Genomic DNA, 14,397 nt, shown 5'->3' on the forward strand with positions numbered 1-14,397 from the left:
GCGTGGAAGCTGAGCGCACAGGCAGGCAGGCGGGCGAGGGCTCGCGCGGCCGAGGGGGTGGCGCCAGGACGCCTGGAGGCGGCTCGCGCATCCGGGGCGATGACCCGATGCAGACGCTGCTGTCCGCGCTGCGGGCGGTGCAAGGCGGAGACTTCTCCGTGCGCCTGCCGGACTTCTCCACCCTGCCGGTGATGGATGACATCTCGCGCGTCTTCAACGCGGTGGTGACGCTCAACTCCTCCATGACGCACGAGATGGTGCGCGTGTCTCGCGTCGTCGGCCGCGAGGGCCGCATGGGCGAGCGCGTCTCGCTGGGCGACGTGCGCGGCGACTGGGCGACGGGGATGAACTCCATCAACGCGCTCATCGGCGACCTGGTGCAGCCGACGACGGAAGTCGCGCGCGTGCTGGTGGCGGTGGCCGAAGGCGACCTGACGCAGAAGATGGCCCTCGAAATCGACGGCCAGCCGGTGAAGGGCGAGTTCCTGCGCATCGGCACCACCGTGAACGCGATGTTGGATCAGCTCAACTCGTTCGCCGCCGAGGTGACGCGCGTCGCGCGCGAGGTGGGCAGCGACGGCAAGCTGGGCGGTCAGGCCGAGGTGAAGGGCGTGTCCGGCGTCTGGAAGGACCTCACGGACAACGTGAACCTGATGGCCAACAACCTCACGGCCCAGGTGCGAAACATCGCCGAGGTGTCCACCGCCGTCGCCAACGGCGACCTGTCCAAGAAAATCACGGTGGACGCGCGCGGCGAGGTGCTCGAGCTCAAGAGCACCATCAACACCATGGTGGACCAGCTCAACGGCTTCGCCTCCGAAGTGACGCGCGTCGCGCGTGAAGTGGGCACGGAAGGAAAGCTGGGCGGTCAGGCCGCGGTGCCCGGTGTCTCCGGCACGTGGAAGGACCTCACGGACAACGTGAACTTCATGGCCTCCAACCTCACGACGCAGGTGCGCGGCATCGTGAAGGTGGTGACGGCCGTCGCCAACGGGGACCTCACCCAGAAGCTGATGGTGCCGTCGCAGGGCGAAATCGCCGCGCTGGGCGCGACGCTCAACAACATGACGGACACGCTCAACGTCTTCGCCCAGCAGGTGACGAGCGTGGCGCGCACCGTGGGTGTCGAGGGCAAGCTGGGCGCCCAGGCCCAGGTGCCCGGCGCCGCCGGCACGTGGAAGGACCTCACCGACAACGTCAACCTGATGGCCAACAACCTCACGGCCCAGGTGCGAAACATCGCCGACGTGACGACGGCCGTCGCGAAGGGCGACCTGTCGAAGAAGATCACCGTGGACGTGAAGGGCGAGGTGATGGAGCTGAAGGACACCATCAACACGATGGTGGACCAGCTCCGCGCCTTCGCCTCCGAGGTGACGCGCGTCGCGCGCGAGGTGGGCACCGACGGCAAGCTGGGCGGTCAGGCCGACGTCAAGGGCGTCGCCGGCGTGTGGAAGGACCTCACCGACAACGTCAACAGCATGGCCTCCAACCTCACCACCCAGGTGCGCAACATCGCCCTGGTGACGACGTCGGTGGCCAATGGTGACCTGTCCAAGAAGATCACCGTCGACGCTCGCGGCGAGATTCTGGAGCTGAAGAACACCATCAACACGATGGTGGACCAGCTCAACTCGTTCGCCTCTGAGGTGACGCGCGTCGCGCGCGAGGTCGGCACGCACGGCAAGCTGGGCGGTCAGGCCGAGGTGAAGGGCGTCTCCGGTACGTGGAAGGACCTCACGGACAACGTGAACGTGATGGCCGTCAACCTCACCACCCAGGTGCGAGGCATCGCCAAGGTGGTGACGGCGGTCGCCAACGGGGATTTGACGCAGCGGCTGAAGATGGAGGCCAAGGGCGAGGTCGCCGAGCTGGCCGACACCATCAACGCGATGACTCAGACGCTGTCCATCTTCGCGCAGCAGGTGACGGACGTCGCTCGTACGGTGGGCGTGGAAGGAAAGCTGGGCGCCCAGGCCGTGGTGCCGGGCGTCGCGGGCACGTGGAAGGACCTCACCAACAACGTGAACCTGCTCGCGAACAACCTCACCGACCAGGTCCGCAACATCGCCGAAGTCACCACGGCCGTCGCCAATGGTGACCTGTCGAAGAAGATTACGGTCGACGCCAAGGGCGAGGTGCTGGAGCTCAAGAGCACCATCAACACGATGGTGGACCAGCTCCGAGGCTTCGCGTCGGAAGTGACGCGCGTCGCGAAGGAGGTCGGCACCGAAGGGAAGCTGGGTGGGCAGGCCGAGGTGCGTGGCGTGTCCGGCGTCTGGAAGGACCTCACGGACAACGTGAACTTCATGGCCTCCAACCTCACCAGCCAGGTGCGCGGCATCGTCCGCGTGGTGACGGCGGTCGCCAACGGAGACCTCACCCAGAAGCTCATCATGGACGCGAAGGGCGAAATCGCCGCCCTCGCGGAGACCATCAACGCGATGACGCAGACGCTGTCCATCTTCGCCCAGCAGGTGACGGACGTCGCCCGCACGGTGGGCGTGGAAGGGAAGCTGGGCGCTCAGGCCGAGGTGCCGGGCGTCGCGGGCACGTGGAAGGACCTCACCAACAACGTGAACCTGCTGGCCAACAACCTCACGGCCCAGGTGCGAAACATCGCCGAGGTGACGACGGCCGTCGCGAATGGCGACCTGTCGAAGAAAATCACCGTCGACGCCAAGGGCGAGGTGCTGGAGCTCAAGAGCACCATCAACACGATGGTGGACCAGCTCCGCGCGTTCGCCGCCGAAGTGACTCGCGTCGCCAAGGAAGTCGGCACCGAGGGCAAGCTGGGCGGGCAGGCCGATGTGAAGGGCGTGTCCGGCGTCTGGAAGGACCTCACCGACAATGTGAATGTCCTCGCCGGCAACCTGACGGACCAGGTGCGAAACATCGCCAAGGTGACGACGGCCGTCGCCAACGGTGACCTGTCGCAGAAAATCACCGTCTCCGTGAAGGGCGAGGTGCTGGAGCTGAAGAACACCATCAACACGATGGTGGACCAGCTCCGAGGCTTCGCGTCGGAAGTGACGCGTGTCGCGAAGGAGGTCGGCACCGAGGGCAAGCTGGGCGGTCAGGCCGCGGTGCCCGGCGTCGCGGGCGTCTGGAAGGAGCTCACCGACAACGTGAACGTCCTCGCCGGCAACCTGACGGACCAGGTGCGAAACATCGCCAAGGTGACGACGGCCGTCGCCAACGGCGACCTGTCGCAGAAAATCTCGGTCGAGGCGCGGGGCGAAATCCTGGAGCTCAAGAGCACCATCAACACGATGGTGGACCAGCTCCGCGCGTTCGCCGCCGAAGTGACTCGCGTCGCGAAGGAAGTCGGTACGGACGGCAAGCTGGGCGGTCAGGCCGCGGTGCCGGGAGTCGCCGGCACGTGGAAGGACCTCACGGACAACGTGAACAGCATGGCCTCCAACCTCACCGCGCAGGTGCGAAACATCGCGCTGGTGACGACGGCGGTCGCCAATGGTGACCTGTCGAAGAAAATCACCGTCGACGCGAAGGGCGAGATTCTGGAGCTGAAGGACACCATCAACATCATGGTGGACCAGCTCAACTCGTTCGCCTCGGAGGTGACGCGCGTCGCTCGCGAGGTCGGCACGGAAGGCAAGCTGGGTGGACAGGCGGAGGTGCGCGGCGTGTCCGGCGTCTGGAAGGACCTGACGGACAACGTGAACTTCATGGCCCGCAACCTGACGACCCAGGTGCGCGGCATCGTCAAGGTCGTGACGGCCGTCGCCAACGGCGACCTCAAGCAGAAGCTGGTGGTGGATGCGAAGGGCGAAGTGGCGGCCCTCGCTGAGACCATCAACAACATGACGGACACGCTGGGCACCTTCGCCGAGCAGGTGTCCACGGTGGCCCGCGAGGTCGGCGTCGAAGGGAAGCTGGGTGGACAGGCCCGCGTGCCCGGTGTGGCCGGCACGTGGAAGGACCTCACGGACAACGTGAACTTCATGGCCTCCAACCTCACCACCCAGGTGCGCGGAATCGTCCGCGTGGTGACGGCGGTCGCCAACGGTGACCTCACCCAGAAGCTCATCGTCGACGCGAAGGGCGAGGTCGCCGCGCTCGCGGACACCATCAACAACATGACGGACACGCTGGGCACGTTCGCCGAGCAGGTGTCCACGGTGGCCCGCGAGGTCGGTATCGAAGGAAAGCTGGGCGGTCAGGCCCGCGTGCCCGGTGCGCGCGGTACGTGGCGGCAGCTCACCGACAACGTGAACCAGCTCGCCGGCACCCTGACGAGCCAGCTGCGCGCCATCTCCGACGTGGCCACCGCGGTGACGAAGGGTGACCTCACCCGGAGCATCACCGTCGTCGCGGAGGGCGAGGTCGCCGCGCTGAAGGACAACATCAACCAGATGATCGTCAACCTGCGTGAGACCACGCAGAAGAACCAGGAGCAGGACTGGCTCAAGACGAACCTGGCGAAGTTCAGCGGCATGATGCAGGGCCAGAAGAGCCTGGACGCCGTCAGCCGCCTCATCATGAGCGAGCTGACGCCGCTGGTCTCCGCCCACCACGGCGCCTTCTTCCTGATGGACGCCGAATCCGGCGCGCCCGTGCTCAAGCTGACGAGCACCTACGCGTACCGGGAGCGCAAGCACATCGCCAACCGGTTCCGGCTGGGCGAGGGCCTCGTGGGACAGACGGCCCTGGAGCGGAAGACGATTCTGCTCACCCACGTGCCGCCGGACTACATCACCATCTCCTCCGGCCTGGGCGAGTCCGCGCCCCTGAACATCATCGTCCTGCCCGTGCTGTTCGAGGGTGAGGTGAAGGCCGTCATCGAGCTGGCCTCGTTCCACACCTTCAGCGCCATCCATCAAATCTTCCTGGACCAGCTCACCGAGAGCATCGGCGTGGTCCTGAACATGATCATGGCGAACATGCGCACCGAGCAGCTCCTGCAGCAGTCGCAGGGCCTGACTCAGGAGCTGCAGAGCCAGTCGCGCGAGCTGACGCAGCAGCAGGACGCGCTCAAGCGCAGCAACAGCGAGCTGGAGGACAAGGCGAAGCTGCTCGAGGAGCAGAACCGGCGCGTCGAGGAGAAGAACAACGAAGTCGAACGCGCCCGCGTCAGCCTGGAGGAGAAGGCCGAGCAGCTCACCGTCATCTCCAAGTACAAGAGCGAGTTCCTGGCCAACATGAGCCACGAGCTGCGCACGCCGCTCAACAGCCTGCTCATCCTGGCCAAGCTGCTGTCCGACAACAAGGACGGCAACCTCAGCACCAAGCAGGTGGAGTACGCGAACACCATCTACGCCTCCGGTGGTGATTTGCTCAGCCTCATCAACGAAATCCTCGACCTGTCCAAGGTGGAGGCCGGGAAGATGCAGGTGGAGCCGCGGGACATCGTCCTGTCGGAGCTCAACCAGTTCATCGACCGGAGCTTCCGCCCCGTCGCGGACCAGAAGAACCTGGCCTTCACGGTGGAGGTGGCCCAGGGCGCGCCGCGCCACATCCGCACCGACCCGCAGCGGCTGCAGCAGGTGCTCAAGAACCTGCTCTCCAACGCCTTCAAGTTCACCGACGAAGGCAACGTGAAGATGACGGTGAAGCTGGCCGAGCCGGGCACGCGCCTGGACCACGAGGTGCTCAAGCGCTCGCGCTTCGTGCTCGCCTTCGCGGTGACGGACACGGGCATCGGCATCGCCAAGGACAAGCAGCGCCTCATCTTCGAGGCGTTCCAGCAGGCGGACGGCTCCACCGCGCGCAAGTACGGCGGCACCGGCCTGGGCCTGTCCATCAGCCGCGAAATCGCCAAGCTGCTGGGCGGCGAAATCCACGTCCACAGCGAGCCGCGCAAGGGCAGCACCTTCACGCTGTACCTGCCGCCCGAGTACGTGGGCCCGGAAGACGACGGCATGCCGGTCATGCCGGCGCCGCTCGAGCCGCTGTCGCGCATGACCGCCTCGTCGCCGGAGGCCCTGCTCCCGCTGGCTCCGCCGCCCTCGCCGGCGCCCCCGACCGCCGCGGAGAGCGCCCATGTGCTGGACGCGGCGCTGCCGCCGCCCCAGGTGGACTCGCTGCTGCCGCCGCTCGCGGTGGAGGACGACCGGGACCACATCCGCGAGGGTGACCGCGTCCTGCTCATCATCGAGGACGACCTGAAGTTCGCCCGCATCATGGTGCAGCTGGCGCGGGAGAAGGGCTTCAAGGCCCTGGTCGCCACGCGCGGTGACACCGGCCTGTCCATGGCCAACGAGTTCCAGCCGCACGCGGTGACGCTCGACATCCAGCTGCCCGTCGTCGACGGCTGGAGCGTGCTCGACAGGCTCAAGCGCAACCCGCGCACGCGCCACATCCCGGTGCACATCATCAGCGTCATGGACAAGCACCTGGGCAACGCCCAGGGCGCGTTCGGCTACCTCACCAAGCCCGTCAGCAAGGAAGGCCTGGAGCGGGTGTTCAACCAGCTGGCGAAGTTCCTGGAGCGCACGGAGCGCCGCCTGTTGCTGGTGGAGGACGACGACGTCCAGCGCAACAGCCTGGTCAGCCTGCTCGCCGAGGGCGGCGACGTGCTCGTGACGCCCGTGGCCACCGGCCAGGAGGTCCTCCAGAAGCTGGAGGAGGGCGAGTACGACTGCCTCGTCATCGACCTGCTCCTGCCGGATATGGACGGCATCAAGCTGGTGGAGGAGGTGAAGACGCAGCAGCGCTTCAGGGACTTGCCCATCGTCATCTACACGGGCAAGGAGCTGACGCCGAAGGACGACGCGCGCCTGCGCCGCTACACCGGCAGCGTCATCCTCAAGAGCGGAACGAAGAGTCCCGAACAGTTGCTCAGCGACACGGCGTTGTTCCTGCACCGGCTGGACCAGAACCTGCCTCCGCGCGCGCGGGCGGCCCTGGCGCAGCGCAGCGAGCAGGAGACGGAGCTGACGGGCAAGAAGGTGCTCGTCGTCGATGACGACATGCGCAACATCTTCGCGCTCACCAGCGTGCTGGAGAACCACGGCCTGCAGGTGGTCTTCGCGGAGAACGGGCGGGCGGCCATCGAGACGCTCGAGCAGCACCGCGACGTGTCCATCGTGCTGATGGACGTGATGATGCCGGAGATGGACGGGTACGAGACCATGCGGGCCATCCGCAAGGACGTGAGGTACGCCAGCCTGCCCATCATCGCCGTGACAGCGAAGGCCCTGAAGGACGACCGGGAGAAGTGCATGGCCGCGGGGGCCAGTGACTACCTGCCCAAGCCGGTGGATACGGACAAGCTCCTGGAGCTCATCCGTCTCTGGGTGTCGGCTTGAGAGGTCGAATGATGGCTAGCGCACGACTCGTTACCGCCGGGCTTGGGGACAGCGGAGGTCGCGCCTAGCCTGTCCCACCAGTGAACGGTGGGGCATACCTTGCTCCTATTTCAATGACGCCTAGCGAACACATCTCCGAACGCCCCCAGGACGGTGCAAGCCGTCCCCGGGCAAGCATCCTGATGGTGGACGACCACCCGTCCAACCTGCTGGCGCTGGAGGCCATCCTCGAGCCGTTGGGACAGGAGCTGGTCAAAGCGACCAGCGGCGAGGAGGCGCTGAAGTTCCTGCTTCAGCGCGACTTCGCCGTCATCCTGATGGACGTGCAGATGCCGGGCCTGGACGGCTTCCAGACGGCCACGCTCATCAAGCAGCGTGAGCGCACGCGCACCATCCCCATCATCTTCCTCACCGCGCTCAGCCGCGACGCGGCCCACATCTTCAAGGGCTACGCGCACGGCGCGGTGGACTACCTGCTCAAGCCCTTCGACCCGGAAATCCTCCGCTCGAAGGTCAGCGTCTTCGTGGATTTGTTCCTCAAGGAACAACAAATCCAGCGGCAGGCGGCGATGTTGCGCCAGCGCGAGCGCGAGGCGGTGGAGCGGCAGGGCGAGCTTCGCTACCGGCGGCTCACGGAGTCGCTGCCGGAGGTCATGTGGGCGGCGCGCGCGGACGGCTCGTTCACCTACGCCAACCGGGCGGGGCGCGACTACACGGGCATCCACGAGGAGCAGCCGCTGTCGCTGGGCACGTTCCTGGAGTTCGTGCACCCGGTGGACCGGGAGGAGATGCGCGTGGCGTGGGAGTCGGCCATCCGCTCCGGTCAGCGGGTGGAGCGCGAGTTCCGGCTGCGGCGCTTCGACGGTGTGTATCGCTGGCATCTGGCGCGCGCGGTGCCGGAGCGGGACGAGTCCGGGCACGTGCAGGGCTGGATCGCGGTGGCCACGGACATCGACGACAAGCGGCGGGCGGAGGAGGCGCTGGGGCGCTTCAAGATGACGTTGGACGCGACGCTGGACTGCGTCCTGATGTTCTCGCCGGACTCGCTGACGCTCACGTATGCCAACGCGGGAGCGGCCAAGCAGCTCGTGAGCACCACGGATGAGCTGGTGGGGCTGTCGGTGCTGGAGGTGGAGAGCGCGTTCGACGAGGCGGGGTTCCGCAAGTTGCTGGCGCCGCTGGTGAGCGGGACGTTGCCCAGCCAGACGTACTCCACGACGCACCGGCGCCGGGATGGCACCGAGGTGCCGGTGGAGGTGGTGCTCCAGTTCGTGGGCGCGGCGGAGGGGCCTGGACGGTTCATCTCCGTGGCGCGCGACATCACCGAGCGGCAGCGGGCGGAGACGGCGCTGCGGCTGGCGAGCGAGGCGAAGGACGCGTTCCTCGCGGCGGCGAGCCACGAGCTGCGCACGCCGCTGGCGGCGGCCAAGGGGCACGCGCACCTGGCGCTCTTGAAGCTGGGCGGCGAGACGGAGGCGGGGCCGGGCAAGTCGCTGAAAATCATCAACCGGCAAATCGACCGGATGGCGAAGCTGGTGGAGGACCTGCTGGACATCAGCCGGCTGCAGGCGGGGCGGCTGTCGTTGGAGCTGGAGAAGTTCGACTTGAGCCAGCTGGTGCAGGAGACGCGGGACCGCATGGCGGTGCTGTCGCAGGGGCATGAAATCCAGGTGGAGACGCCGGAGCAGCTGGAGGGGACGTGGGACCGGGGGCGGTTGGACCAGGTGCTGACGAACCTCTTGTCCAACGCCATCCGCTACTCACCGGAGGGCGGGGCGGTGCTGGTGCGGCTGGTGCGCGAGGGGAAGGAAGGCGTGCACCTGTCCGTGAAGGACAGCGGGGTGGGGATTCCCAAGGACAAGCAGGCGCTCATCTTCGAGCGCTTCGGGCGCGCGCACGGCAGCAAGTACGGCGGCCTGGGGTTGGGGCTCACCATCAGCCAGGGCATCGTCGAGCAGCACGGCGGTCGCATCTGGGTGGAGTCCCAGGGCGTGCCGGGCCAGGGGTCCACGTTCAACGTCTGGCTTTCGCGTGAGACGGAGTCCCCCGGTGTGCCCGTGCACCATGAGCACGGGACGCGCACGGCGAGCTGAACCCCGCGGCGAGCCGGTGCGTCCGCCGGCCCCGCGTTCCACCGGAACGCACCCGCGTCTGACTGGAACGCGCCCCGCGTCCAGAGGGGGCGCTTCCTTGGTGTCCCCAGTGACTTAGCGCTGGCTTGCCGCTTGCTGTGGGAAGGGTTGGCCGTTACCCCCCTCAGGCGCGCGAGACACCATGTTGATTCGATGCAAGCGATGCAACCAGAAGGTGTTCGTCTTCACCTTCGAGGATAAGAACCTCTGCCGGAACTGCCTGCGGGCCATCACCGTCGCGAGAAACCTCGCGCCCGTTGACCCACTTAAACCACTTGAGCCCCGTAAGCCTCTTCCGTTCAAGTACAGCGACGCCAAGCGGGACCATCACCGCGGGAAGGTCGAGAAGTCCAAGCCCGGCGTCAATCGGGACTACAGCGGCATCTCCAAGAAGGCGGCGGGCACCAAGCGCTCCCACTCCGACATGGGGACGCATGGCACCCAGGAGCGCCCCAAGCGGGTGCGCGCGATGGATGAGGAGCCCTCGCCCACTGCGTTCGACGACACGCCCAGCATCGTCCGGCCGAACACCCTCCGACTGCAGTGCATGACGCTGTTCATCCCGTTCGACGCGGGAAAAAATATCTATAAACAAAACGCCGGCAAGGGGACCTTCCAGGCGGACTTCATCCCCAGGCCGGACAACGTCTTCTCGCCGTTCACGCAGCCGACGGTGCAGACCCCCCTCAGTGCATTCAACACCAAGGTCTTTCCGGGACAGTCGCTGTTCGAGCCCAAGGCTCGGGCCATGACGGACAAGGAAATCGGGGATCACTACAACGAGATTGTCGACAAGCACATCCGCGCGTGTACCGACTGGAAGCTCTGGGAAGCGGTGCACGCCAGGCGCGAATTCACCATGCACCTGCAACTGTCCGAGTTGTGCCCCGAGGTCATCTTCCTCTCGGAGCAGCTGAAAGATGCCCCCTTCCCGGACATGCTCCAGCCCTGTCCGCAGCTCAAGTACCGGAAGATTGGCAGCCTCAAGGCCCTATTGGGCGACAAGAATGTCGACCACAAGAATGAGATTGCCGCCTACGTCCTGAAGGACGAGATGAGCGCGACGCAAGTCCTCTTCGACGCACGAGCCCTGATCCGCAAATCGGGCAAGACGAAGACCGAGAAGTGGCTGACCGTCCAGAAGATTGCCTTACCGAATGTCTATGTCGAGGTGGCGGGGGTCCATCTGGATGCGGACTACACAGGGCACACCTCCAAGGCCGCCAAGGAGAAAACCCTTCAGGAGGTGGGTCAGTTCGCGCGCGACCAGGGCATCGATGCGCTGCTGGGCGACCTGAACATGGACTCCTTCGAGCTAAGCGGAGGGTTCTTTCCGAACGACTACTCCTTTGCGAAGACGGACGGCCCGTCCGGGACGTTCAATCCGAAATACACCTTTTCCCATTCCAACTCGAACTCGCAGAACAACTACATGGGAGGGATGATCGTGAATCTGGAGCAGGTCGAGACAGAACCCATGCACTGGCTGGGACACGACACGATAGCCCTGTCGCGCACGCTGGATGGCGAGTTCTACTCAGACCATCCGGCCATCATGGCGAACTACGTCAAGTCCTTCACCTGACGTGGCGCGCGGGGGGCGTGTCAGAGATTGAAGCCCACGTTGCCCACGGAGATGCTGGGTCCGAAGATGAAGGACCAGCGGCTGGACGGGACGACGGAGCCGTCGGAGCGGCGGGTGATGTCGTCGCGGAACTCGCGCGCCACCCACGCCTGCGCTCCCACCGCTGCTCCCGGCCCAATGGGCACGCGCAAGCTGAGCCCCAGCACCACCGCCAACGTCGGCGGGAACTCGATGTCGCCGGACTGGGGAATCAACCCCATCCCCATCAATCCCATCTCGATGCCCAACAGCCGCTCCTGCCCCTCGTTGTTCAGGAGCGCCAGGCGCGACACCACGCCGAAGTTCAGGATGAGCTGCCCGCTGGGCTCCGTCGCCCGGTAGAGGCCCGCCGGAATCGTCGCCGTCGTGTACAGCCGGAAACGCCCACCACTCACGATGGCCGTCCACTGCGCCGACGGCAGCCCCGAGCGGTCCGACGTGCTCAGCGCATAACGCGACTCGTCCGCCACCAACGACACCTGCACGAGTATCCGGTCGAACTGCGACAGCTGGCCCGGCACCGGAATCGTCCGCGCTTCACCTTGAGGCCGCAGCAACATCCGCTGCTCCACCCGGCTCTCTCCCCGCGCCGCGCCGTCCGCCTTGGTGACGTCGATGCGCAGCACGATTTCCTGTGTGCCCTGCTCGGGCTTCAGTCGCTCCCGGTGGATGATGACCCGACACGAGTTGCGCATCTCGTAGTGGATGCGGTGCGGACGGCTGGGCTCCAGCACCTGGTCCTTGCCCTCCTTGTCCGCGCACACGAACTCCACCACGCTCTCGATGCGGATGGGGACGCTCGCCTCACGCACCGAGCGCTGCACCCGCTCGTTGACGATGAACAGGTCCGTCGTCGCCAGCTCCCCCGGCAGCGTGGACACCTGATAGCCGAAGCGCAGCGACACGAAGCCGCCCGCGGTGGGCTCGCCCTGCACATACGTCGTCCCGTCGCGCGAGATGATGCTGTACGCCCCGGCCACCGGGCGCGGAACGAAGCGTCCCTGCTCCCCGCTGGAGGCCACAATCAGCTCCGCCGGTCGGTTGATGGGGATGAAGTCGATGGCCCCCTGGTCCGGCAGCTCCAGTGACGCGCGCGGCACCGGCAACGGCTGCGTCTTCGTCGTGTCCGACGCCACCACGGAGCCCTCCACCCGCGAGGTCTGCGCGATGACCGTCACCTGCTGCTCGGACGTGCCCCCCGTGCGCAGCAGCACATAGACGCCGTCCTGCGCCTTCACCACGCGCTCCACGCGCGCCCGCTGGTCGTTCATCGACCACAGGAGCTTGCGCGGGTCGTGCTGACACGAGGTGTCCAGCCGCACCACCATCGCCGCGTTCTCCGCGTCGCGCAGCACCGTGCCCTCCACGGCCGTGAGCGGACACGCCAGCACCGGCAACGTCTCCAGCAGCACCTGCTCCAGCACCTCGCCTCGCGCGAAGTAGATGCGCGGCGCCAGCCGCAGCCGCAGCGTCACGCTCACGTCCACCCCGGGCACGTTGCGCAGCGACACCGTGCCCTCGTTCACCTCGCAGCGCACCGGCCCGCAGTCCACCGACGCCAGCGCCTCCGAGTGGCTCAGCGCCACCGAGCCCGGCCCCCGCGACACATCCACGCCCCCCGACTGGATGAGCGGCTGCGTCAGCACCACCCGGCCCGGGCGCAGGCGGAAGGTCTCCGGGGCCACCAGGTTGCCCGCGGCGTCGTACGTCGTGACGTCCGGCCCATGGCGTCCGTGGGGCGGCGTCCAGTAGAGCGCCGCGTCCGTGGGCAGCCCGCGCGCCACGGGCACCGTGCAGCTCGCCGGCCCTCGCTCCGTGGAGGGCGCAAGACACCTGTCTTGTCCTTCGATGAGCTGGGGCTGGGACTCGCCCCGGGGCGTTCCGCTCCAGGCGATGCCCACGTGGTCCAGCCCCGTGCCGCGCAGCTCCACCCGGCCCTCGTCCGGGAAGAAGTTCGTGCCCGCCGCGTCCACCCGGGGAAAGGCGCCGGTGGCGATGACGGTGACGCGCTCCTCGGTCGTCTCGCACTGCGCCGTGGAGGCGGCGACCTTCAGCTCCTGGATGCGCGCGTCGTCCTGCTCCACCCGCTGCGGAGGCCGCAGGGTGCGGCCGTCCGTCGCCAGCGTCCAGCCCGCGCGCAGCGGCCCGCAGACGACACCCTTCGAGACGACCGGCACGCCAGCGCCGCCCTCGGGCACCTGGACGACGGGCGCGGCGGCGGCCAGGCCACCCACCAGCAGCCATGTGAAGCAGAGCGCGCGGACGGATTCCATCCCCCCGTTAAACAGCGAGGAAGGGCACCAGCGTCAAGCGCCGTGTGCCCCTCCTTGCCCATGTTGACACGCGACGTGCGGTCCCCCGAGCACGCAGGGTCCGCGAGCGGCAGGTCCGCGAAGAACCTGGCGTGGGGCTCAGCGCTTGCGCGTCAGCAGCACGACGGCGCCGAGAATCGCGGCCATGGCGACCCACGACAGGGGGCTCATCGACTCGCCCGCGAACACGACGCCCAGCAGCACCGCCACCACCGGATTGACGTACGCGTAGCTGGTGGCCACGGAGGGACTCGTGTGGCGCATCAGGTAGCCATACGCGGTGTAGCCCACCAGCGAGCCGAAGGTGACCAGGTACGCGAAGGCCGCGAGCGCGCGCGCATCTGGCATGGCCGTCAGGTGCTCGCCGCGCAGGAGCCCGAAGGCCAGCATCAGCGCGCCCCCGCACAGCATCTGCGCCGCGGGCGCCATCATCCCCTGGGGCATGGACATGCGGCGCCCGAGCACGGAGCCCAACGCCCAGCTCATCGGCGACACCAGCAGGGCCAGCGTGGCCCACCAGCTTCCGCCCAGCTCGCCCCCGAGATTGAGCAGGACGATGCCGCCAAACCCCACCGCGAGCCCCCAACGCTCCAGCTTCCCGGGCCACTGCCCGAACAGTCCACCGAACAGCGCCGACCACATGGGCAGGCTGCCCACCACCAGCGCCGCCACACCGGAAGGCACCCACTGCTGCGCGAAGACGAGTCCCCCGTTGCCCACGCCCAGGAGCAGCAGTCCCACCACCGCGCTCGAGCCCCACTGCCGCGCGCCAGGCACCGGCGCGCCCTTGAGCCACATCGCCCCGAACAGCAGCGCTCCCGCCAGCAGGAAGCGCGTCCCCGAGGCCAGGAACGGCGGCATGCCACCCTGGAGTACCCAGCGGATGGCCAGATAGGTGGAGCCCCAAACGAGGTACAGCGTCACCAGGCACAGCAGGACGCGACCGCGCTGGGCTCCGGACTGGAGCGCGTCACCGACGACAGGGGAGAGGGCGGGAGTGGACGGCGTGGACAGGGACGAAGCGGCGGACGAGGCGGACACGGTGGCGCGGCTTGTAG

5 protein-coding genes are annotated in these 14,397 nt (G+C 67.3%); 3 read left to right on the forward strand and 2 right to left on the reverse strand.

What is annotated here, in order from left to right:
• Window positions 1-107 precede the first annotated feature (107 nt).
• From ACN469_RS38170 to ACN469_RS38180, 3 genes are all read left to right on the forward strand, one after another.
• Window positions 108-7,271, forward strand: a complete 7,164-nt coding sequence (locus ACN469_RS38170) for a HAMP domain-containing protein (protein WP_498776639.1) — start codon at window positions 108-110, stop codon at window positions 7,269-7,271.
• Window positions 7,272-7,384: 113 nt separating this feature from the next.
• A complete protein-coding gene (locus ACN469_RS38175; protein ID WP_498776360.1) occupies window positions 7,385-9,364 on the forward strand; it encodes a hybrid sensor histidine kinase/response regulator in 1,980 nt (659 codons plus the stop codon).
• A 181-nt stretch (window positions 9,365-9,545) separates the two neighbouring features.
• Window positions 9,546-10,988: a hypothetical protein gene (locus ACN469_RS38180; RefSeq protein WP_498776362.1), complete on the forward strand. Its 1,443-nt coding sequence runs from the start codon at window positions 9,546-9,548 to the stop codon at window positions 10,986-10,988.
• Window positions 10,989-11,008: 20 nt separating this feature from the next.
• Here ACN469_RS38180 and ACN469_RS38185 read toward each other — a convergent pair whose 3' ends face one another.
• Both ACN469_RS38185 and yedA read right to left on the reverse strand, forming a co-directional pair.
• Complete coding sequence (locus ACN469_RS38185) at window positions 11,009-13,300, reverse strand: hypothetical protein (protein ID WP_498776364.1); 2,292 nt, start codon at window positions 13,298-13,300, stop codon at window positions 11,009-11,011.
• A 138-nt stretch (window positions 13,301-13,438) separates the two neighbouring features.
• Window positions 13,439-14,380, reverse strand: coding sequence for a drug/metabolite exporter YedA (gene yedA / locus ACN469_RS38190; RefSeq protein WP_498776366.1), 942 nt, complete (start codon window positions 14,378-14,380; stop codon window positions 13,439-13,441).
• Window positions 14,381-14,397: the final 17 nt, after the last annotated feature.

The sequence above is a fragment of the Corallococcus terminator genome (genome assembly GCF_049194865.1).
GTDB classification, from domain to species: domain Bacteria; phylum Myxococcota; class Myxococcia; order Myxococcales; family Myxococcaceae; genus Myxococcus; species Myxococcus terminator_A.